Raw genomic sequence first — 22287 nt, forward strand, 5'->3', positions numbered from 1 at the left:
GAACCCTGATGACGAAACATCCCGGCTTGCGGTTGCGGGCATTGTACCTGCAAGCCTGGGTGTCATCCGCAAATCCGCTAGCGGGAATACTCAACTGTACGTTCTGGTCTGTTGACGCTGACCATCCCACAGCCAGGCGGACATTTGCTGGCGCTAGATGTCCGTTTGAACAATCCCGGCTGCGCGCGGCCACCTTCGTCTGATGTCATGCCCACTTCCAGTACCAGCCCGTGAACACTATAGGTATCGTTTACTCAGGATCCGATAGATGTTCACCATTTTCTTTGGTATGCCACTTCTTGAGTGCCTATGATTAGGAATCAAACCATGATCGAGGCACACCATGTCTACTGAACCGTTCGTATTGAGGGACGTCGCCCGGGCCCAAGAGTGGGTAGCAGTATGCGAAAAGTCCTGTGGATACGAATCAGATAGGTGCGCCTCAATCCTGGCATCACTCTGCGGATTCGGCTCTTGGGACATCATGGTTTTCGCCATTGGTAGTCTTCCACCCTCTGAGTGCGATGAGTCACTCAGTCAAGAGCAGCTTCTAATGCGCCTTGAGCGGTACTTTCGAATACTGGTTGGTGAGTACGAGATCCATCCTGATCTGGCAGCGGCGATAGTGCACCTACTCTCGCCCTCTGCAAATTGTCCTTTTTCTGGATTCAGGCCAGAAGACGTCCAGCACGTTTATGAGGAGCCAGAGGAATTCGACATCGAGGAACTTTTCGCAGCTCCAAACTCGCCCGAACACTCAAGTATGTTGTTCCCGCTTACCAGTGAGATCGATACCCATGCTTGGGGAGAGGTTTTCCGGTATCTAGGCTGGCAAGCTACAGCGCTGGATGAGGACAGCCTGATTGGAACTCCCTCGTACGTGCTCATAGACCCGAAAACAGGCGGGGCAGACATGCCCGTCTATTTTGTTCATTGCCTACCGTCACCATCATTCGATGACGGGATTTTTGAAGATCCTACCGTTGCAGTCGCCCAGTATGCATGCTTAGGCAACTATGTAAGTGATTGGGATCTCATGGGTTGTCAGGGGTTTCTTGTGCTTTCATCCCGGCCACAGCTACTTGAGACCAGCGGCAAGTTCTATTGCTCTATAGGCAAGGCATACCTGGGTAAAGAAAGACGGTGGCTCGATTTACTCATTAGCCGCAACTGTAAAGATGTGACTGAATTCATTCGGTTGAATAAAAAGGTGAAACCAGGATTGCTGGGGGCGTCTGGGCTAGCGGAGCGCAACGATGAGCTGTGTAAACAGATTGCATTGCTGCTGTCCGGCTTCGACTCAGATTACGGAGATCCATACGACTGGAGCGTTGTAGCCATGGAGACCGAAAATGGCTGGGCCGTGGTTACTGCTGTTGAGGACGGGGAGTACGATGAGGAGGATTTAGCGCCATTTCTATTGGCGCCTGTGGACCAGCTATAGAGTGTTGGCTCTCTACTAGGCAAGCGTGGCAACCATGCGTGCCACAATCGCTCTATGCCTGGTGAGATCCAGCACCAGGCCACTGCAGGCCTTCCTCAAGACATCAGCAATCGCGCTGGCCAGATATCCTTTCAGCTCTGTTCGCTCGACGATTCTTCCTTCTCGGGAAAGGATTTGCAGGCACAAAAGATGGCCAAAAACACAGCCAAGGAGAGCCCACCAAATTGCCATTTGCTCAACGACTCATCACCCAGAAGAACCGGGGCCATCAGCCCTACGGCAACCATCCCGAACCCGAATACGCCCAGCTCATAAGCAGTTTTTCTCTTCATCCTCGAAACCCTTCTAACTTCTCGAACGCGAAGCCCGCGCCCTGGCAATGAAAAACCCGCGCGGGGCGGGGTGATGGTGAAGCAAAACTAGAGCACAGGTGTTGTGATGCCTGATCCCTATGTTTGCTGATCAGGATAACGGCCTATGGCGCAACACCAACTGAAGGTAGGAGTGCTACCTGGTGCCTACATTAGACTCCTTGCGTTCACATTCAACAATCCAAAGCATCCGCCCGAAATCCAGCGTGGCTCCTGGGTCAAGTATGACGGTGCGGGACTTGATTTCGGGGGTGTTCCTCAGGTGGCCATCAAATCCAGCTGAATCGTCAGCTAATGAAGGTGGGGCGGGAGGGTGTAGGGGAGGATCATGCTCTTGCTGCATGCCAGCCCTCTCGAGCTGGCGCTAGCAGATCAGGAGGGCGAGACTACAAGCTGCAGGACGGGCCTTACTGCACGTTCATCGGGGGAAATATCGGTCGAATCCCGCGGCACTTAGGGTAACTGGCACAGCCCCAGAAGTGCCCCCCGGCGTTGGCACCCGATCGTGCCACGCGCTTCATCATTGTCGTGCTGCAAAACGGGCAGTTTGGGGCATTCGCCACCACGTCCCCCAAGGGCGTCGATGCTTTTGCAAGGTTCTTTGGCTCACCGGTTGCATTGGGCGGCTTGAGCACCGGCTTTTCAGTACGCTTGCTCGGTTCGGCCTTGGGAGCGCGGGCAGAAGGCTTCTGTGCCTCGTCAATCCACTTCTTGAGCCCAACTCCGTCAACCAGCTTCAGGTTGCGGCCAGACGCAAAGTCCTGTGCTTCACGTGTGAAAGTCCCGCTGGTGACAACGTATCCACCAACCGCCCCTTCCGCAGCCATCGCGCCGTACAGCTCGCGTACCACCGGCACACCCACACGATTCGCCCGCCAGTGCTTGCACTGAACGAGGTAGTCCTCGTTATCTTTTCGTGCCACCAGATCGAATCCGCCGTCCGGGCCTTGCTGGCCGGTTTCTTGAACCGAATAGCCGCGGCGTCTCAAGGCTTCCCCTACGAGTAACTCAAACTCCTGCCAGCTAATGCTAAGCAGAGAGCCAGCCGGTGTAGTGATCGATTCAACCAACTGCCGGCGCTTACGTTTGCGGAAGACAGAAGCGATTGCACCGACGACAAAAATCCCGGGCACCACAAATTGCCCATACAGCGAGGTGATGTAGACCAGGCTATCGAGCGCAATGACACGGAGTTGTGGAGCGCTGGCAGCCTGCGGTTCCGGTACGGTCGCCAGGGAGTGAAGATACAGGCCGGAGGCAAGTGCAATGGCTAAGCTGATCCACCAGGGTAGCTTTGACGCCATGTTTAAGAGGTCATTCAGATCGGAATTTCGCTTGGCCATCAACTTGATCTTGCTCGGTACCAGGAAAGAGGGGGTAGGTGGCCAGTGTACAGTCATGCCTTCTACATGGCGCGGTACATCCAGGCAGGCTTTGAGCTTTCATGACAGCCAGCGTTTACGGCCTGCAGGGCGACTGCGGAATGCGATACCTCACAGGCACCTGATAACCCCTTAGCATGCTGGGGAGCGCCATCAAGGTGGTCGACGGCGGGCGGGCCGTTATGTTGCAAGGTACATTCTCAGAGGACCGCAATATGATCACCGCTCAACAGGAACATGCAGCAGCTCGTATTCTGATCGGAGAGGTTAGGAAGGGGCTTCTGAATGCGCCGGAAACCTCTAAAATCGAGGCGCTTGCTCGTATCGGTTCACTGGTCGGAAAGCTGGCTGCTGCTCGCTGCCAGGCTGCAGCACCCCTACCTACAACCAGCTCACAGGCTGAGCATCGTCAAGACTAGGGACGCCAAACGCAATGCGTCCGCGGCACAGAACGGAGTAAAGCACCTTGGATCTGGAGGAAATGGCAGCAGCCATCGCGAAATGGGCTGCATCCCAACCACTTGTTCGGAAGGTCTACCTCTTCGGGAGCCGGGTCCGTGGCACTCACCAGCCGGACAGCGATCTGGACGTCGCGGTTGAGATCGTCACCATGCCGTGTGATGAAGATCCATTGACTACCTGGACCTGTGAAGCGGGGCGACTGAAAGCCTCAATAGCAGGGATCGTCCCCGTAAGCATCGATTTGAATTGGTACGGAGGCGCAGAGGTAACACCCTGTGTTCACGCGGGGATTGAGGCGTCAAGCATCGTGGTTTATGACGAGGAGTGTTCCGCAGCTGGGCCGACCACTTAGCAGAATACGAAAGCGGGAAGGGTATTGCGGCGCAGATCGACAACCCCGACCAAGAGACTCGATGCAAAAGGAGCCGGTATGCGCAGCCCAGGCCGAATCGATCACGCGTTCATGCCCGTCGACTCTTCTGGACACCCGGCTTCGCCTGAAGAAACTTTCGCCCGGCGATCGGGCAGGACACTACAATGACCCACAAGTACTCAATTGAAGTGTTGAAGGCAGCTCTGGACCAGGGCGTGACTGACGGCCTTTTTCATCCCCCAGCCGGGGAGTTGGAGCAAAGCAATACGTTGTCCTCATTGGACAACCTGCTGGTTGCTGCAATGGCTGTACACCGCGAACTGGAGATGCACAAAGAAGATCGGCTCAAGCCAATACAGGTTACAGACGCTTCCGACATACCATGGCCTGATGATGTGCTCTACATCGCTATGGCTGATCAGCCTACCCAAGAAATGGTTTCTCGCATTCTCCTTCGTGAGTTTTGGGGGGAGGAGTTCTGCTTTATCGGTGCACCACCGGATGAGTGTATAAGTGAACTGGTAGCGACAGGGCACCGGGTTTACGAGCTGCCCGTGGGCACTGCAATAAATACCGGACGGCGTGCAATCACGCCTCGCCAGAGCAGCATGGGAGTACGCTGGCTCGAGGTGAAGGTTGGCGAGTGACCATTCAGCTCAACTGATCTGTGACGCCCCTACCAACGACTTGTGAAGCGGCCGCCGGCGTAATCTACGTCAGGCTGCCTCGATAAGGAGCCACGATGAACCCGAGCGGGCACCGTGGCTCAGTTATGGCCATCACGCTCGGGTGCGCAATAATTTTTGGACTGAGGCAATGGTCCCAGGGAGGATCAGAAAGGTCATGGCTGCGGCCCCAACGAAGGACGTGCCGATGATGGTGTAGAAAAGAGGCTTTAGACCATCCGCGTTAGAGAAAACCACCTCAGCCAGGCGAACCAGCTCAGGCTGCTGCTCTTGTGGAAGCGAGGCCCTTGCAAAAAAGAACAAATCCACTTTGGCCTTTGCTGCAGGCCCAAGGGAAGCGATGTGCAGAACCAGCGGCAGCATAGCCAGGCCCGGAAGGGCGCAAATAGCGACCATTGTTGAACGGACCGGGACGGTTAGGTCGCGGGAGGCGATGTACAGTTGCTTGAAGTACTTGATCAACAGAAGCTCCGGGACTGATAACGGGGCATCCATTAGACTCTTAGATCAGGCACTCACCAAACCAAAACACCACGGCGGAATTTGCTTGTTCTTGTTGCTCACGATGTCCCGGTGAAAGAGCGGTGTACCCGCGAGGAATGACAAGGTGAGGGCGGCTAGGAGCAGAAACCAGATTCATCTGTTGTCTACGCTGCTAGATGCTCTCCGATCGAGCCCGCTGGTTAAGAGCGTCAGCCGGGATCCTCCTAGCAACGGACGCATTGCCAGCCGATGTGGAGTGTGCGATAGGCGTCCAGAATTGCGCTGTTGTTAGGGAGATGAGAGAAACCGCGAGGCATGCTCAGGGGGCATCGCGGTACAGATGTTGCGTTAAGCGCGGAAGCGCAGGATTTTTTGAACAGCAGCTATTATCCCGGGTAATGCCAGGAATGCCATGCAGAAAGCCCCCACGTAGGCCGCACCGATCACGGTAAGTACCAGAGGCTGCACCTCAACCGACTGAGTAAACATCACCTCAGTCAGGCGGTTCAGTTCAGGCAATTTCTCTGGGGAGATTGAACCTTTCGCTAACAGGTACATGTCCACTTCGGCCCCAGTTACGCTAGCAAGCCTGGCAAGACGGAAAATCAATGGTGCAAGCGCCAGGCTAGGCATAGCGCAAATCCCGATCAAAATTAAGCGGGTAGGGACGCTGAGGTCGCGGGAGGCAAAGTACAGTTGCTTGAGGTACCTGATCAATTGAGGCTCCTGGGTTAAAGATGGGGGCACCCATTTAACCCCGTGATCAGGCGTTCAACAAACCTAAGCATGACCTCGAAATTAGCGATGCAAGCCTCCTCCTAGCCCAAGCTAAACCTCGCTGGAACTCATGGATGAAGCATCTCCTGTCTGAACCGCCTTGCACTGCAACAAACTGTGGTCTTTGCTGTCGTTAGGTGGCCAGTTGCCTTCAGCCGCCTATAGGCCTGGGAGGAGGTGGTACCCGCTTTGGCCCGACTCCTGAACCTGGTTAAGGGTTCGGGTTCAGCAGATGGCGCTCTTACATGGTGGACCAGCTATGAGAGTTATTCTCAGACTCGGCATGCTTTGCGTATTCGCACTACTCACTGCGTGCGGATACAACGTTAAAACGATCAAGAACTTCGAAGGTGCATCAAGTACGTTCACTGATAGCTACTCCAAGGTGGTTGCACAGGCGAGTAGTTGGTGCAAGCAGAGCCAGACCTATTTTGCTATTACTAGGGGGAGTACGTCGGTCAGTCTTCCGTAGCAGAATGGACTGATAAGTGTAATGACTACGACAAGAGCAATAAGTCGGCGTTAGTCAGCAACTCCATCATCAACGGTTATGCTCAGGCTCTAGTGCTTACAATAGGCGTCACTCCTCAATATCTGAACGATGACCTTTCAAAGATGAAGACAGTCCTATCTGAGCTTAAAACCGAAGAAGGGAAACCAAAAGTCGATGCCGATAAGCTCAACGCGACAGAGAGCTTGGTAAAGCTTCTTACAGAGGCATATGTTAGCGCCAGGGTTAAAGATAAAACTGTTGAAATAATCCGTACACACAAAAATGCTGTGAGTGACAATATAAATGGAATGATCGGTTATGTTGAAAGCATATACGAACAAGAACTTAAGCTCATGAATTCAGCTTATGAGGCGGTGAATGACGACATAGCTGCCACTACAATACCGAAAGAAGGGCAAGGTGTTGTTGATGTGGTCGCAGCACGATTCCTGCTTGATAGAATGACTACGGCAAAAAAGGAATTAGAGAGTTCTAAAGATATAGTTGATAAATTTTCTAAAACAGGGGAAGCACTGATAGCGGCTAACGAGAAGCTGGAAAAAGAATTTGCCACGCTCTCCAAGGAAGATCAGTTGAAGGAAGTGGTGGATTTCGCCGAAAAGGCTAAAGACCTGCGTGAGTCAATCCTCAAGATAGAATAGGTGCTCTATGGCTGATAAAAACTCATCTGTGCGTAAGCTGCTTGCCGCACAGTATGCACTTAAGGAAACGGTTCTCGACCAGATTTCAGATCTGCAGCTTGCCATTCGTGAAGAAAAAGATGAAGTAACCCGCAACCAGTTGAAAAAGAAGCAGGGCGAACTGGTGTTTAAGTTTCGCGACCTTCAGAACGACGCGATTGCAATTATCGCGGCAGAAACAGAAGGTGATATCGACCTTATCAATAGACTGAGCGAGGACGTTAAAACCTTCGTGCACAACACCAAGAAGGTTGCGAAGACGATTCGTGTTGTGACTGCTCTGATTGTCTTTGTGGGCGCGTGCGTGGGCAAAGAACCTAAAACTATCAAGGATGCAGGGGCAGCCCTTTACAAGGCAATGAATGAGGTGATCGATAAGGACGGTGGTAAGGGGAACGCAGTCGAAGCGACGTTAGTGCCGTTTGCGATCCCAAAATCCATTGCGCACCTGGTTCCTGCTCTCAAGTCCAAGGCTAAGGCCGCTACAAAGCCTGCAGCAAAGAAGCCTGGCAAGGCGAGGTAATGACCTGCACACCTCCGCTGCGTTTCGGCGGAGGTTTCAACTGATAGGTGGTCTCGATGTGGGCTGCGAGGCCCAGGGCATGGGGATGGCTACGAAAGGCAAGATGGTTACCGCTCAAGCACGCAACAGTGCTATTTATCCTAACTGCGCTTAGCACCACCCAAGATTACTCAGAGAGCAGATTAGCGTTGACGCGTTCAAAATAGAACGCAACAGGATTATTTGTCGCTTGAATCAAACCGAAGGATTTCGCTGTAACGAAATACGGGTGCGTATTGAGCTTCTCAGTAAGTTTAGCAAGGTCACTGCGCCAACCCTCTAGGGTCTTGCGCCCACGACTTCGGATGCAAGCAGAGCAACTTGGAAAGTAGTCAACTGATATGAAGTGCTCCTGTTTAGCAAAAGATTGCTCTGAAAGGCCCCAGTGTTCGCCCAGTTCCTCTCCGCAGAAGGCGCATGAGCCGCCGAATTTAGCATGAATAGCTTCACGTTCTAACGCGGTGGGCTTCACTTTTAGGAGTGGGAACTCAACATCTTGGCCGGCCTTGATCCAGCGAAAGCTACCATCACCCCGATCAAAACCTGGCAACACGCGCGCAACAGGGGCTCCAGGGCTATCTGGAGAGTAAAACTCCCAGTACTTTGGTCCTGGGACTAATGTTAGTCCGAGACCTTCGGTCATCCTCTCGAAACGCCGGAGTCGTTTGGTGTGTGCATTTTCGGAATTGGGCGGGGAGCCAGTCTCACTCATGAAGTCTAAACGTACTGGTTCATCACTGTTGATTCTCACTGCGACCGATAGTTTATCCGATAGGTAAGCGATTTTCGCAGTTTGCCGAATACCGCGTAGCAGCTTGGTGACTGCTTCGAGGCTGATCTTGGTTTTGGCCAATGATTCCTCGTAGATGTGTACTGCCATGGAATATTGCTCCAAACCTTTGACGGAGATCGAATGCAGGATAATTGTCATGGTTAGGATAACGATTTCTCATCTGCAGACAAGCTCGGCTCAAATCCACAGCGCACCCGGGTGGTCGGCTATGCCGCAGGTCAGGCCTGGCCATGGATCACACCGCTTTTCAGCGACTGCAGGTTGAAGTGGGTGTGCGAGCCCCAGCACACCAGCCCAGTTGCGTACGTCTTGGCCGATGGCGTGATCTTTCGCCGCGTTCGCCGTGCCGGGGTGTTTCGGCTTAGTAACAGCCCCATGCAGACCTTGAGACAGGAAAGACCAGGAGTACCCTGGTTGGTTTACCAGGGCGAATCCTGGCCATTTCCCCTCAACAGAAAGGGGCCGGCCGTAGCCCTACACTGCTCGGCGCGTGTTCAACAGGGTCTCGATAGAACGTGGAGGTGTGTCGACTGTGCGCGGATACTCGACGAGGTTGACGCCAAGCAACTGCCCAGCATCGAGCTCGAGCAGCGCGCCAGGCGTCTGTGAGGTGCCCGGCGACGACGTGTCTGCCAGTACAGCGTCGAGATTGTTGTTCGCCTGCTTGTAAGAGATGCCTTGTGCCTTGTCGAGGAAAGCAACGAAGCTGGCATAGTCAGCTGAGGTCGGGTCCAGAATCGAAGCCTTCAAGCCCGTGACGTAGTACTCATACTTGAAGTTGAAGGTGATCTTCTCAACTGAGGTGCACGGCGAGGTGAACGCCTGCTGAGACGAATCAACCGACAAGTAGTAGTACTTGATCTTTGGGAAGTAGACCGTTGTTTCGCCGGTGCTGTCCGTAGGCACTGCTTCATGGCACTGCGCAAGAATCGCGGTCTCGTAGTTGCGCGAGCGATCGTCCCAGCTTGCGCGCAGACTGGAGCCAACTCCCTGGATGAAGGCCGTGACATCTGCGACTACCGCTTCCGGCACGATGACCGCGTCGAAGATGAGCTTCAGGAACGCCGTGCTGAATTCCGTAATCACCTGCGTGACGGAGTAGGTCTCGGTCGTGACGCGGTAGTTGGTGAGCCCGCCGGACTGCGCCAGCATGAACTGCATGTAGTGTGTCACCGATGCCGACCATTGCGACGTTGGTACGCTGTCGCCCGGGAGCACTTTTGCAGGGTTGGCTTTCAGGTACTGGAAGACCTTGATGCGAAGCGTGGCGAAGAAGTTGGAGACTTTGTCGCACACAGCACGACCAGTCTTGAACTCCGGATTATTGGCAACGAATGAGCTGGATAGGTACACAAATGAGATCAGGCCGTCCGAATCCTGGAATGCCGCCTGGTCGTTGTCCGTTAACGTGAGCACCGAGTCGAGAAGCTCGTGCGGACTTGCCAGCTGAGTTTGCTCGAGGGAGACATGTCCCCATGTGTACCGGCGGATAGGCTGCGGGGGCATGGCTGACCACAGCGTTGCTCGTCACGCCCGGTGTGAGATTCGCCGGAATGCTGCCATTCGGGATCCAGATGTAGGTTCCAGTAGGGGAGCCCGCAGAATTCGGAAAAAATCGTACGCTAACAGTTCAAGCGTCCCGGCCACGCCTGACTGTAGCTTGTTGACTGGTCAATCTGTCTCGCGGGTAAAGCGATAGAACAAGTTCGGCTCGCTGACCACGTACAAATACCCTTCATCGTCGATGGTTACGCCTTCGGCTTGGGGTATACCTTTCAGCAAACCAGCAAACCCCCTCGCCAAGGAGCGGAAACTCACCACCTTGCCCTCGTCGGTCATTTCAATCAGCAGTTTCGACTCGTCGCTGAGCAGGATCAGATGGCCGCTCTGTTGATCGAATACAACCGAAGACAAGTCAGTGGCAAACACCTTGTCTTTTACTAGGTTGGACATGTCGCGGACGTGCAGGGAAACGCCTCCTTCCAGGCTGGCACGAAGGCCGCTCACTTCCAGTAATTGCCGGGGGTCACGCTCCTTGGTCACAAACAAACGATCACCTTTTAGGTCGTAGGCGAGCCCTTCAAGGCCTTTGTTGTCCTCCTTGCCAAGCGCCAAGGTTAGCGCTGAATACTGGTCTAGGCTCAATGGTCGATCAGGAGAAAGCTTACCGTATTCGTCGATGGGGATATCCACGATAACCAGGCTCTGCCGCCGCTCTTCGGCAATGACCAGTTGACCGTTGCCGGCATAGGACACCGCTTCCACGTCGTGGAAGCCATCCAGGCTGTAACGTCGCTCCACGTCACCGTCACGACTGAGGGCCAGCAGCTCGTTCGGGCCATTGGTAACCGCCCACAGCAGATTTAGGTCAGGATCGAAGGTCAGGCCCGAAAGGTTGTTGTCCACACCGGGAACCGCCTTAGCATCCAGCTCAACCCGATAGCCAGGCAGCCACACAGAGCGCTCCTGCCAATCGTCTGTGTGCCAGTGGGTCTTGATCCAAAAGTACAGACGATCATCAAGGTGATGAGTACGTACTTGGAATACGGTGAGCAACACAAGGCATACAAGCGCCCACATCCAAACACTTACTTTCCGTGTTCGGCCCAGCCAGTTTTTAGCCATCAAATACATTAGAAGCCTCGTTAAATCAGACTGACGCCACGAGCCGTGATGGTTTCAACCCGACTCGGCGCGGCTGGCACAGGTGATACACAACGGCGTGGCCGGATCGAACTCCAGACGGCCCGAGGCGATCAACTCGCCGCATTGGTTACACCAGCCATAGTCGCCCTCGTGCCAGCGCTTGAGGGCCAGTTGGAGACGGACACGTTCATGCCGTGCACGACTGCGGATCGCATCGTTCATCGCTTGTTGCTGGAGTGCGTCCATTCTCGATAGACGCCCCACCTTGCTTTGATCCAGCTCTACCGATTGCGAGCGAGACTCAGCGTCTCCCAGCAATCGATCCAGCTCGGCAGCCCGCTGTTCCAGTAGGGTCTTGAAATGGGCAAGATCGAGGGCGTCGTCCAGGCTCATTAGCGCAGCAGTAACAGCGGACTGGTGGTGGTACGGAGCATGCTGGTAGTGGTGCTGCCGACCAGGAACTGCCGGATACGTGAGTGTCCATAAGCCCCCATCACTAGCAGATCGATGCCATGCTCTTTCTGATAGGCGTGCAGGGTACGTTCTATTTCACCGCTCCGAGTCTCAGCGCGAACGGTAAATCCGGCGTTGATCAGCACTTTCTGCGCCCAGTCCAGCTGCGCGGACGCTTCGTCGTTCACGGGCCCAACCATGACCAGATGGATCGGCAGCCCCTTCAGCAGCGGGCTGGCTGCCAGCATCTCCACACCCTTGCGGGTTGTAGCGCCGCCATCGAATGCCAGCATCGCGCTCTTGGGCTTTTGGAAGTTGGCCGGGGTGACCAGGATTGGCCGGTGCATGATACGAATAACGCTTTCCAGCTGGCTTCCGACATGCTGACTCAGACCGCCACTAGACTCGCCCTGGCGACCGATAACCAGCAAGCGCGTTTCACTTTGCAGCTCTTGCAAGCTCTCCAGTAAATCGCCATGTCGCTGCTTGGACTCCGGTGCGCGCACACCATCATTCACGGCCCGTTCTTTCGCGGCTGCAAGCATGATTCGCCCTTGTTCAAGGGCCAACTTGCCGCGCTGTTCATCCAGGGAAGCAAGCTCATCAAGCAGGTGCTCGCGGCTGCCAAGGCCAATGTTGCCACTCAAATCTGCTGCAACCGGATACTGGCGCTGATCCAGCACATGCAGGAAGGTCAGCGGCGCTTCCAGGCTCAGACTGGCCCAGGCCGCGTAGTCGCAAACAGCTGGAGCCGAGGTGGAACCGTCGATACAGGCAATTAGGGGTCGTTTGCGGGAGAGGGCGAAATCCTACGCTAAGGCTTTGGCCAACGATATTCTCCGGTAAGATTGATGTGTTCCGAGGGGATAGGAGAAGTCGCTTGATATCTAGTATGACGTCTGTCGCACCTGCTTGATCGCGGCCGCGATAGCTAGATCGCGTTGCTCCTCTTCTCCATCCGCGTTCCAAGCTGCGGAAAGGCACCCATAAGCGTACGCCTGGTCGAGCAGGCGACGCGGATCGACGTCCAGCGCACGAGAGAATGCGTCCGCCATCTGTGCAATGCGTCTGGGATCGAGACAAAGGTCGTCTCTGTCAGCCGGATCGTAGAACATATTGGCGGCGCCAAAGCCCACTTCACCGACCAGACCGACGGGATCTATCACCAGCCAGCCGCGACTGGAGAACATGATGTTTTCATGATGCAGATCGCCATGTAGCCCACGCAGTTCCGAGGCATTGCTCATCATTTGATCGGCTATAATCGCCGCGTGGACGTAGTCAGTTTGACAACCTGCGTTTTGATCATCGCGCGCCCGCTGAAACAAAGCTGCAAAGCGATCCCGGATCGGGAGAAGGGCAGAAGGCAGGGGTTCCTCAGATGCGGCATACAGCTTCGCCATTAGTTCCGCTGCAATTTCGGTCGCCTGGTAGTCGCCGTGCTCGGCAACGATGTGAGAGAGCATTCGCTCCCCGGCATATTCGAGCAACATCAGATTGTTCTCACGACCGAGCAACCGGACTGCTCCCCTCCCATTGCGCCATACCAGATAGTCGGCCCCGCGCAGTTCATCAGCAATGTCTTCTATAGGTTTCAATCCCTTGACGATTGCAGGAGTCCCGTCTGGCAATGAAACTTTCCAAACGAGGCTGGAAAAGGTGTCCGCAATGAGAACAGGTTGCGAAACGTGCCAATGAGCAGGAAAAACAGGCGGCATGAACATCAACCCCAAGTCAGAGGGTCCAATCGCAGATAGAAGGCAAGGCGTTCGCGGTCGGGGGCTTCGATCCCCAATACATTGAATAGGACAGCGAAGGCGCGCTCTGCTTCATCTGGCGCTGCCCAGTTCTCTTCGGCGTTAGCAATCATGAGTGCCAAATCGGCATAGCGATCTGCTGTTCCGAGCCGCCCAAGGTCGATCAGACCCGTGCATTGAAGAGTTTTAGGGTCCACCATGAAGTTCGGCATGCAGGGATCACCATGGCAAACAACCATATCGGTGCGCTCTTGGTCGAGCCGCACCGGTAGCTCTCGTTCGACACGAGCCAAAAGATCGAGCTGCGGCGTACTCTTGTCCTCGTCCGGTAAGAAGTCGGGATTGACGGCATTGCGGGACACCACATCAACGGCGCGTCCGAACATTCGCGACAGCCTGCGCTCAAACGGACATTGATCAACCAATAGGCTGTGAACAGCGCCAAGTTGCTGCCCCATTGACGGCCACGCTTTGAGCAAATCCGCTCCAGACAGATCAGCCGCCGGTACTCCCGGAATTGCCGTTATCACCAAGCATGCACCCTCCTGTTCCTCCTGCCAGTTGATCACCTCGGGGCAAGCCACACCTCGACCTTTGAGCCAAATGAGGCGGTCACGCTCTCCAGCGAGCTCACCGCGGCGGGAAGCAGGTGCGATTTTCGCGAAGGCATGCCCGTCACCACGTCGAAAAACAAAATCACCAGATTCTCCGCCTCTGACAGGCAACCAGTCAGAATGCGATTCACCAAAAAAAATATTAGTTCGATTCAATGGAGGTTCCTTCAGTTTTCTGATGAAGCGCGGAGGTGGCTCAACCTGCGAAAAGAAACGAGTTGCTACGTAAGTCCGAGAACATGCTTTCCATGGTCTCTGAGCTCGCCTTTGGGACCGACATATCGGTAGAGAGTGACGCGCTCGATGCCGAGTTCCTTGCAGAGATCGGAAACTGAAGTATCGCGCTGGGCCATGGCGGCTTGCGCGAGACGCACCTGAGCTTTGGTGAGCGCGAATTTTCGTCCGCCCTTGCGACCGCGCGCTCTCGCGGAGGCGAGACCCGCCATGGTGCGCTCTCGGATCAGATCCCGCTCGAACTCGGCTAAGGTGGCGAAGATTCCGAACACCATGCGACCGGACGCAGTCGTGGTGTCGATCTGAGCGCCCTTTCCAGTCAGAACCCGCAGGCCGATCTTGCGGTCTGACAGCTCCTTCACCGTGTTGACCAGATGGGCAAGCGATCGTCCGAGGCGATCGAGCTTCCAGACCACCAGCACATCGCCGTCACGCAATGACTTGAGGCAGGCAGTCAAGCCAGGGCGATCATCACGACCGCCGGAAGCAAGATCATCATAGATATTGTCCCGTTCGACACCTGCGGCGCGCAAGGCGTCGTGCTGCAGGTCGAGAGACTGCGAGCCATCGGCTTTGGAGACGCGGGCATATCCGATCAGCATGTATCACAAACGTTGGTTTGAGGCGGCGCTTCGGCCACGATTGCATTGACCTCTGGAAATGTATCTCAACCAGCTTCATAAATAAAGCGTCTTGAACGCTATCAGATTTTGAAAAAGGAACATGTATGCCGCGTCGCGTCACTCTAACCGATCGGCAGAAAGACGCGCTGTTGCGCTTGCCGACTTCACAGACGGATTTGCTCAAGCACTATACGCTGAGTGATGAAGACCTTGGGCATATCAGGCTGCGTCGGCGCGCTCACAACAGGTTCGGCTTCGCCCTGCAATTGTGTGTCCTGCGCTATCCCGGCCGGGTGCTGGCTCCAGGCGAACTGATCCCTGCAGAGGTCATCGAATTTATCGGAGCGCAGCTTGGCCTGGGTGCCGACGATCTCGTAGACTATGCTGCCCGCGAGGAAACACGGCACGAGCATCTTGCCGAGTTACGGGGGCTCTACGGCTTCCGCACCTTCTCCGGACGTGGTGCGAGGGAGCTGAAGGAATGGTTGTTCCGAGAAGCCGAGATGGCGGTGTCGAACGAGGATATCGCCCGTCGCTTCGTAGCCGAGTGCCGACGCACCCGCACTGTCCTTCCCGCGACATCCACGATCGAGCGGCTTTGTGCCGCGGCTCTCGTCGATGCCGAGCGACGCATCGAGACGAGGATCGCCAGTCGGCTGCCTATGCCGATCCGAGAACAGTTGCTGGCATTGCTCGAGGAGACGGCTGATGATCGGGTGACCCGTTTTGTGTGGCTGCGCCAGTTCGAGCCTGGCTCGAACTCTTCGTCGGCCAACCGGCTGCTCGACCGGCTCGAATATCTGCAACGCGTCGATCTCCCCGAGGATCTGCTTGCCGGCGTTCCTGCCCATCGGGTGACTCGTCTGCGCAGGCAGGGTGAACGGTATTATGCCGACGGCATGCGCGATCTCCCGGAGGACAGGCGGCTTGCGATCTTGGCTGTTTGCGTCTCGGAATGGCAGGCGATGTTGGCCGACGCAGTGGTCGAAACCCACGACCGGATCGTCGGCCGTCTCTACCGTGCTTCGGAGCGTATTTGCCATGCAAAGGTCGCAGACGAAGCGGGGGTGGTGCGTGACACCCTGAAATCCTTCGCCGAGATCGGGGGCGCCCTGGTCGATGCACAGGATGATGGCCAGCCGCTGGGCGATGTCATCGCGAGTGGGTCAGGGTGGGACGGCTTAAAAACCCTTGTTGCAATGGCAATCAGGCTGACCGCCACCATGGCCGACGATCCGCTCAATCATGTGCTCGACGGTTATCACCGCTTCCGCCGATTCACTCCACGCATGTTGCGCCTGCTCGATCTGCGAGCTGCGCCCGTTGCACTGCCGCTTCTGGAAGCGGTGACGGTCCTTCGTACCGGTTTGAACGATGCCGCGATGACCAGCTTCTTGCGGCCCAGCTCGAAATGGCATCGCCACCTTCGGGCCCAGAGGGCTGGCGACGCTCGCCTATGGGAGATCGCGGTGCTGTTCCATCTGCGCGATGCGTTCCGCTCCGGAGATGTCTGGCTTACTAGGTCCCGGCGCTATGGCGATCTGAAACACGCACTCGTTCCGGCACAAGCCATCGCGGAAGGCGGTCGTCTCGCTGTGCCATTGCGGCCGGAGGAATGGCTGGCAGACCGGCAAGCTCGCCTCGACATGCGGTTGCGCGAGCTTGGCCGTGCCGCTCGCGCAGGCACGATCCCGGGCGGGTCGATTGAGAACGGCGTTCTGCATATCGAGAAACTCGAAGCCGCCGCGCCGACAGGCGCCGAAGATCTGGTGCTCGATCTCTACAAGCAGATCCCGCCCACGCGCATCACCGATCTCCTGCTGGAGGTGGATGCGGCGACCGGCTTCACCGAAGCGTTCACCCATCTGCGCACAGGAGCACCCTGCGCTGACCGGATCGGGCTAATGAACGTTATCTTGGCGGAAGGGATCAACCTCGGCTTGCGCAAAATGGCGGATGCGACAAACACCCACACCTTCTGGGAATTGATCCGCATTGGACGGTGGCATGTCGAGGGCGAAGCCTATGACCGGGCGCTGGCCATGGTGGTCGAGGCACAGGCAGCGTTACCCATGGCCCGGTTCTGGGGCATGGGCACGTCGGCTTCGAGCGACGGACAGTTCTTCGTCGCTACAGAGCAAGGTGAGGCCATGAACCTGGTCAACGCGAAATATGGCAATACCCCGGGCCTGAAAGCCTATAGCCACGTCTCCGACCAATATGCGCCGTTCGCAACCCAGGTGATTCCTGCAACGGCAAGCGAAGCGGCTTACATCCTCGATGGCCTGCTGATGAACGATGCTGGACGCCATATCCGCGAGCAGTTCACCGACACGGGCGGCTTCACCGATCACGTCTTTGCCGCATGTGCCATTCTCGGCTACCGGTTCGCTCCGCGCATCCGCGACCTGCCATCCAAACGGCTCTACGCGTTCAATCCGTCGGCCGCCCCGGCGCACCTGCGAGCGTTGATCGGCGGAAAGGTCAACCAAGCCATGATCGAGCGCAATTGGCCCGACATCCTGCGCATCGCCGCCACCATTGCTGCCGGGACCGTCGCGCCAAGCCAGATTCTGCGGAAACTCGCCTCCTATCCGCGGCAGAACGAGCTCGCGACAGCCCTGCGGGAAGTCGGTCGCGTCGAGCGCACCCTGTTCATGATCGACTGGATTCTGGATGCCGAACTCCAACGGCGTGCCCAGATCGGGCTCAACAAAGGCGAAGCTCATCATGCGCTGAAGCGGGCAATCAGCTTCCACCGCCGCGGTGAAATCCGCGACCGTTCCGCCGAAGGCCAGCATTACCGCATCGCCGGCATGAATCTGCTCGCCGCCATCATCATCTTCTGGAACACCATGAAGCTCGGCGAGGTCGTTGCAAACCAGAAACGCGATGGAAAGCTGCTATCGCCCGATCTCTTGGCCCATGTTTCGCCGCTCGGATGGGAACACATCAATCTCACCGGAGAATATCGCTGGCCAAAGCCTTAGCGTAGGATTCCGCCCCCTCCCGCAAACGACCCCAATTACGTGGGTCATTGTTGTTCTCCTTCTCAGTGGCCCATGAGTTGATCAATGGCGTCAGGTTTATCGTGAACACCAAAGCGATCCACGATAGTGGCGCTGGCCTCGTTTAAGCCCAGCACTTCGACTTCAGTACCTTCACGGCGGAACTTAATGACTACCTTGTCCAGGGCTGCAACAGCGGTGATATCCCAGAAGTGTGCACGATTCAGGTCGATGGTTACCTTGTTCAGGGCTTCCTTGAAGTCGAAGGCTGCGACGAACTTGTCAGCCGAGCTGAAGAACACCTGACCGGTGACGTTATAGCTACGATGCTCGCCGGCTTCGTCCAGCGAAGAACTGATCGCCATGTAATGGCCAACCTTGTTGGCGAAGAACATCGCAGCCAGTAGCACGCCGGCTAACACGCCGAAGGCCAGGTTGTGGGTGGCCACCACGACCACCACGGTGACGACCATGACAATGTTGGTCGACAACGGATGCTTCTTCAGGTTGCGCAGCGAATCCCAACTGAAGGTGCCGATGGACACCATGATCATCACTGCCACCAGCGCAGCCATTGGGATCTGCTTCAGCCAGTCGCCGAGGAAAACCACCATCAGCAGCAGAAATACGCCTGCGGCAAGAGACGACAGGCGAGAACGACCGCCGGATTTCACGTTAATGATCGACTGACCAATCATCGCGCAGCCAGCCATACCGCCGATCAGACCCGAAGCAATGTTGGCCACGCCCTGGCCCTTGCACTCGCGGTTCTTGTCACTCGGGGTGTCGGTCAGGTCGTCGACAATGGTCGCGGTCATCATCGACTCCAACAGACCGACCACAGCCAGTGCTGCCGAATAAGGAAAGATGATGGCCAGCGTCTCGAATGTCAGCGGCACATCAGGCCAGAGGAAGATCGGTAGCGTATCCGGCAGTTCACCCATATCACCGACCGTGCGGATATCCAGACCAACCGACATGGCGACGGCGGTCAGCACGATGATGCACACCAGCGGCGATGGGATGAGCTTGCCGATCTTGGGGACATAGGGGAACAGATAGATGATGCCGAGGCCTGCGGCTGTCATGGCGTAGACGTGCCAGGTGACATTAGTCAGCTCGGGCAGCTGAGCCATGAAAATCAGGATCGCCAGTGCATTGACAAAACCGGTCACCACCGAGCGCGAGACGAAGCGCATCAGCGATCCGAGCTTCAGGTAGCCAGCAGCAATTTGTAGCACGCCACATAGCAGCGTGGCGGCCAGCAGATATTCAAGACCATGGTTCTTGACCAGAGTCACCATCAGCAGTGCCATGGCACCCGTTGCGGCCGAAATCATGCCTGGGCGGCCACCGACAAAGGCGATCACCACAGCGATACAGAAAGAGGCGTAAAGGCCGACCTTAGGGTCAACGCCAGCAATGATCGAGAAGGCGATGGCTTCAGGGATTAGGGCCAGTGCGACCACAAGACCGGCGAGGATGTCGCCACGGATGTTGGATAACCAGGTTTGTTTTAACGAGTGGAGCATCAGAATTCCCAAGGCAATGGATCGCGCAGCACAGCATGGCGCAGGCCAAGTGCAGCTGGTCGATACGAGGTCAAATGTCGGATGTAGAGGAGCTGTGGCGGGTGTTAAAACCTAAAGCACAGCAGAAAGCGACCGCTGGCAGAGCAAGCAGTCACAGATGATGCGGGGGGGCGAAGCGCTATGGCGGCGTAGGCAGCCAGATCATGTTTTGCAGGGTAAGCATGAGGTCTTATCGAGTGTCTTTAGTAACTCAATGGCCGCAACAGTCTACAGGAAGAGGGCAATTTCTGCGAGTCACCCCCGGACTAGGGCGTCCTGTTTGGATGTCAGCCTGAGCTATACCCTAACTGTGTCATTTTCAGAAGACGACTGCACCAGTTGATTGGGCGTAATGGCTGTTGTGCAGCCAGCTCCTGACAGTTCAATATCAGAAGTGATCTGCACCAATCTCGACTATGCTCAATACTCGTGTGCACCAAAGCGAGGTGAGCATGGCGACGGAGGCTCTGTTGCAAAGATTGGCGGCAGTCAGAGGTAGGCTGTCGCTCTGCGCCGATCAGGCGGCTGCTGCGAAATGGTGGTTGAGCATGCCCATGGCCTCCGTCAGCGCCGAGGGCCCAATGCCAAAAGCTCTCTCCACAAGGCGCACCTCGCCCCTGATGCCGGGCTGCAGGCACCAGGGGCGAGCCTGTCCTTTGCGCAGGGCTCGCATGACTTCGAATCCCTTGATCGTGGCATAGGCCGTGGGGATCGATTTGAAACCGCGCACCGGCTTGATCAGTATCTTGAGCTTTCCGTGATCGGCCTCGATCACGTTATTGAGATACTTCACCTGCCGGTGGGCCGTCTCCCGGTCCAGCTTTCCTTCGCGCTTCAATTCGGTGATCGCTGCACCATAGCTCGGCGCTTTGTCGGTATTGAGCGTGGCAGGCTTTTCCCAGTGCTTCAGGCCTCGCAGGGCCTTGCCCAGGAACCGCTTCGCTGCCTTGGCGCTGCGGGTCGGCGACAGGTAGAAATCGATCGTGTCGCCCCGCTTGTCGACTGCCCGGTACAGGTAGGTCCACTTGCCCCGCACCTTGACGTAGGTTTCATCCAGGCGCCAGCTCGGATCAAAGCCACGCCGCCAGAACCAGCGCAGCCGCTTCTCCATCTCCGGGGCGTAGCACTGGACCCAGCGATAGATCGTCGTATGGTCGACCGAAATGCCGCGTTCCGCCAGCATTTCCTCAAGGTCGCGATAGCTGATCGGATAGCGACAATACCAGCGCACCGCCCACAGGATCACATCACCCTGGAAATGGCGCCACTTGAAATCCGTCATCGTTCCGTCCGTCCAATCTCCGCCAAGCATGCTCAAGCTTCACGATTTTTGCAACAGAGCCCACACGAGTATTGAGCATAGTCGAGATTGGTGCAGATCACTTCTGATATTGAACTGTCAGGAGCTGGCTGCACAACAGCCATTACGCCCAATCAACTGGTGCAGTCGTCTTCTGAAAATGACATTTGGTATCTCTCATAAACGGATGTTTTTGAGAGAACTATCTTCGGCCTTCACACGCACGAAAGGCGGCGAAGCTCCGCCGTTAATCCGTCCGCCGGAGATCTCGCCCAGGCAGGCTGAAGGCCGAGCAAGCCTGACAGGCCCGAAAAGCCCGGCACGGGCGTCGGCGGCGATGACGGCGGCGGCATTATCCAGGGTTGATGATGGAAGTGGAGGATATCGACAACCTCTCGCGCAACCAAGACATCGCGGTCGGACTGCAAGTGATCTTGAAGCCACGGGCCCGTCCCACCCCGACATGGACCTCGATGCCCGAACGGACGTTAGATTTCGAGTTCTAGGCGTTCTGCGATGAAGGTTGGATCCCAGCCGGGATTGAAAGTGTCGACGTGGGTGAATCCGAGCCGCTCGTATAGGCCACGCAGGTTCGGGTGGCAGTCGAGCCGCAGCTTGGCGCACCCCTGCGTTCGCGCGGCATGGCGGCAAGCCTCGATCAGCGCGGAGCTGACACCCCGGCCCGCATGTGTCCGTCGCACCGCGAGCTTGTGCAGATATGCGGCCTCCCCCTTGAGGGCGTCGGGCCAGAACTCGGGATCCTCGGCCGACAAGGTGCAACAGCCGACGATGCCGTCGCTGCAACTCGCGACTAGGAGCTCGGATCTCAGGACGAAGGTCTCCGCGAATGTCCGGTCGATCCGCGCGACGTCCCAGGCGGGCGTTCCCTTGGCGGACATCCACGCCGCAGCGTCGTGCATCAGCCGCACAACCTCGTCGATATCACCCGAGCAGGCGACCCGAACGTTCGGAGGCTCCTCGCTGTCCATTCGCTCCCCTGGCGCGGTATGAACCGCCGCCTCATAGTGCAGTTTGATCCTGACGAGCCCAGCATGTCTGCGCCCACCTTCGCGGAACCTGACCAGGGTCCGCTAGCGGGCGGCCGGAAGGTGAATGCTAGGCATGATCTAACCCTCGGTCTCTGGCGTCGCGACTGCGAAATTTCGCGAGGGTTTCCGAGAAGGTGATTGCGCTTCGCAGATCTCCAGGCGCGTGGGTGCGGACGTAGTCAGCGCCATTGCCGATCGCGTGAAGTTCCGCCGCAAGGCTCGCTGGACCCAGATCCTTTACAGGAAGGCCAACGGTGGCGCCCAAGAAGGATTTCCGCGACACCGAGACCAATAGCGGAAGCCCCAACGCCGACTTCAGCTTTTGAAGGTTCGACAGCACGTGCAGCGATGTTTCCGGTGCGGGGCTCAAGAAAAATCCCATCCCCGGATCGAGGATGAGCCGGTCGGCAGCGACCCCGCTCCGTCGCAAGGCGGAAACCCGCGCCTCGAAGAACCGCACAATCTCGTCGAGCGCGTCTTCGGGTCGAAGGTGACCGGTGCGGGT

The 22287-nt window shown here is 56.6% G+C and carries 23 protein-coding genes; 7 read left to right on the forward strand and 16 right to left on the reverse strand.

The annotated features are described in order from the left end of the window. Positions 1–343: 343 nt before the first annotated feature. Positions 344–1444 (forward strand): hypothetical protein, encoded by a 1101-nt coding sequence (locus tag H8F21_RS14835; protein ID WP_203584760.1) that lies wholly within the window; start codon positions 344–346, stop codon positions 1442–1444. 131 nt (positions 1445–1575) lie between these two features. Here the strand turns inward: H8F21_RS14835 and H8F21_RS14840 are convergent, their stop codons facing one another. Beyond that, positions 1576–1776 (reverse strand): hypothetical protein, encoded by a 201-nt coding sequence (locus H8F21_RS14840; RefSeq protein ID WP_203584761.1) that lies wholly within the window; start codon positions 1774–1776, stop codon positions 1576–1578. 446 nt (positions 1777–2222) lie between these two features. After that, positions 2223–3158 (reverse strand): restriction endonuclease, encoded by a 936-nt coding sequence (locus H8F21_RS14845; RefSeq protein ID WP_203584762.1) that lies wholly within the window; start codon positions 3156–3158, stop codon positions 2223–2225. A 254-nt stretch (positions 3159–3412) separates the two neighbouring features. On the opposite strand from H8F21_RS14845, the gene H8F21_RS14850 reads away from it, so the two are divergent. The 3 genes from H8F21_RS14850 (at position 3413) to H8F21_RS14860 (ending at position 4679) form a co-directional block, all read left to right on the forward strand. Further along, positions 3413–3616 carry a hypothetical protein gene (locus H8F21_RS14850; RefSeq protein ID WP_203584763.1) on the forward strand — a complete coding sequence of 68 codons (204 nt, stop codon included), beginning with the start codon at positions 3413–3415 and terminating at the stop codon, positions 3614–3616. 62 nt (positions 3617–3678) lie between these two features. Continuing rightward, a complete protein-coding gene (locus H8F21_RS30030) occupies positions 3679–4011 on the forward strand; it encodes a nucleotidyltransferase family protein (RefSeq protein WP_413243040.1) in 333 nt (110 codons plus the stop codon). Between the two features lie 185 nt (positions 4012–4196). Next, positions 4197–4679, forward strand: a complete 483-nt coding sequence (locus tag H8F21_RS14860) for a hypothetical protein (protein ID WP_203584765.1) — start codon at positions 4197–4199, stop codon at positions 4677–4679. Positions 4680–4811: 132 nt separating this feature from the next. Here the strand turns inward: H8F21_RS14860 and H8F21_RS14865 are convergent, their stop codons facing one another. Further along, positions 4812–5180 (reverse strand): hypothetical protein, encoded by a 369-nt coding sequence (locus H8F21_RS14865; RefSeq protein ID WP_203584766.1) that lies wholly within the window; start codon positions 5178–5180, stop codon positions 4812–4814. A gap of 369 nt (positions 5181–5549) precedes the next feature. Then, positions 5550–5918 (reverse strand): hypothetical protein, encoded by a 369-nt coding sequence (locus H8F21_RS14870; protein WP_203584767.1) that lies wholly within the window; start codon positions 5916–5918, stop codon positions 5550–5552. A 675-nt stretch (positions 5919–6593) separates the two neighbouring features. On the opposite strand from H8F21_RS14870, the gene H8F21_RS14875 reads away from it, so the two are divergent. Both H8F21_RS14875 and H8F21_RS14880 read left to right on the forward strand, forming a co-directional pair. After that, positions 6594–7133, forward strand: coding sequence for a hypothetical protein (locus H8F21_RS14875; RefSeq protein ID WP_203584768.1), 540 nt, complete (start codon positions 6594–6596; stop codon positions 7131–7133). Positions 7134–7140: 7 nt separating this feature from the next. Continuing rightward, positions 7141–7695 (forward strand): hypothetical protein, encoded by a 555-nt coding sequence (locus tag H8F21_RS14880; protein ID WP_203584769.1) that lies wholly within the window; start codon positions 7141–7143, stop codon positions 7693–7695. 166 nt (positions 7696–7861) lie between these two features. Here H8F21_RS14880 and H8F21_RS14885 read toward each other — a convergent pair whose 3' ends face one another. The 8 genes from H8F21_RS14885 to H8F21_RS14920 form a co-directional block, all read right to left on the reverse strand. Next, positions 7862–8614 (reverse strand): hypothetical protein, encoded by a 753-nt coding sequence (locus tag H8F21_RS14885; protein WP_203584770.1) that lies wholly within the window; start codon positions 8612–8614, stop codon positions 7862–7864. A gap of 387 nt (positions 8615–9001) precedes the next feature. After that, complete coding sequence (locus H8F21_RS14890) at positions 9002–10033, reverse strand: hypothetical protein (RefSeq protein ID WP_203584771.1); 1032 nt, start codon at positions 10031–10033, stop codon at positions 9002–9004. A gap of 165 nt (positions 10034–10198) precedes the next feature. Next, on the reverse strand, positions 10199–11161 hold the full coding sequence (locus H8F21_RS14895) for an SdiA-regulated domain-containing protein (RefSeq protein ID WP_010794530.1): 963 nt from the start codon (positions 11159–11161) through the stop codon (positions 10199–10201). A gap of 45 nt (positions 11162–11206) precedes the next feature. Next, complete coding sequence (locus tag H8F21_RS14900) at positions 11207–11566, reverse strand: TraR/DksA family transcriptional regulator (RefSeq protein ID WP_003090764.1); 360 nt, start codon at positions 11564–11566, stop codon at positions 11207–11209. Then, on the reverse strand, positions 11566–12405 hold the full coding sequence (locus tag H8F21_RS14905) for a universal stress protein (RefSeq protein WP_026014172.1): 840 nt from the start codon (positions 12403–12405) through the stop codon (positions 11566–11568). The genes H8F21_RS14900 and H8F21_RS14905 overlap by 1 nt, the downstream gene beginning before the upstream one ends. Positions 12406–12513: 108 nt before the next feature. Further along, positions 12514–13350 carry an aminoglycoside O-phosphotransferase APH(6)-Id gene (locus H8F21_RS14910; RefSeq protein ID WP_000480968.1) on the reverse strand — a complete coding sequence of 279 codons (837 nt, stop codon included), beginning with the start codon at positions 13348–13350 and terminating at the stop codon, positions 12514–12516. Next, positions 13350–14153 (reverse strand): aminoglycoside O-phosphotransferase APH(3'')-Ib, encoded by an 804-nt coding sequence (gene aph(3'')-Ib, locus H8F21_RS14915; protein ID WP_010794532.1) that lies wholly within the window; start codon positions 14151–14153, stop codon positions 13350–13352. The genes H8F21_RS14910 and aph(3'')-Ib overlap by 1 nt, the downstream gene beginning before the upstream one ends. Before the next feature lie 65 nt (positions 14154–14218). Next, complete coding sequence (locus H8F21_RS14920) at positions 14219–14833, reverse strand: recombinase family protein (protein WP_000904906.1); 615 nt, start codon at positions 14831–14833, stop codon at positions 14219–14221. A 125-nt stretch (positions 14834–14958) separates the two neighbouring features. Here H8F21_RS14920 and H8F21_RS14925 point away from each other — a divergent pair, with 125 nt between their 5' ends. Then, complete coding sequence (locus H8F21_RS14925; protein ID WP_010794533.1) at positions 14959–17844, forward strand: Tn3 family transposase; 2886 nt, start codon at positions 14959–14961, stop codon at positions 17842–17844. A 62-nt stretch (positions 17845–17906) separates the two neighbouring features. Here the strand turns inward: H8F21_RS14925 and H8F21_RS14930 are convergent, their stop codons facing one another. The 4 genes from H8F21_RS14930 to H8F21_RS14945 all read right to left on the reverse strand — a co-directional run. Then, positions 17907–19394: a SulP family inorganic anion transporter gene (locus H8F21_RS14930; protein ID WP_003090759.1), complete on the reverse strand. Its 1488-nt coding sequence runs from the start codon at positions 19392–19394 to the stop codon at positions 17907–17909. A 556-nt stretch (positions 19395–19950) separates the two neighbouring features. Further along, on the reverse strand, positions 19951–20715 hold the full coding sequence (locus H8F21_RS14935; RefSeq protein ID WP_001389365.1) for an IS6-like element IS6100 family transposase: 765 nt from the start codon (positions 20713–20715) through the stop codon (positions 19951–19953). Between the two features lie 506 nt (positions 20716–21221). Next, complete coding sequence (locus tag H8F21_RS14940) at positions 21222–21722, reverse strand: GNAT family N-acetyltransferase (RefSeq protein ID WP_000376623.1); 501 nt, start codon at positions 21720–21722, stop codon at positions 21222–21224. A 127-nt stretch (positions 21723–21849) separates the two neighbouring features. Further along, positions 21850–22287 (reverse strand): dihydropteroate synthase (locus H8F21_RS14945; protein ID WP_031972817.1); only part of this gene is annotated, 438 nt, incomplete at its 5' end.

Source organism: Pseudomonas arcuscaelestis, assembly GCF_016881005.1.
GTDB lineage: Bacteria > Pseudomonadota > Gammaproteobacteria > Pseudomonadales > Pseudomonadaceae > Aquipseudomonas > Aquipseudomonas arcuscaelestis.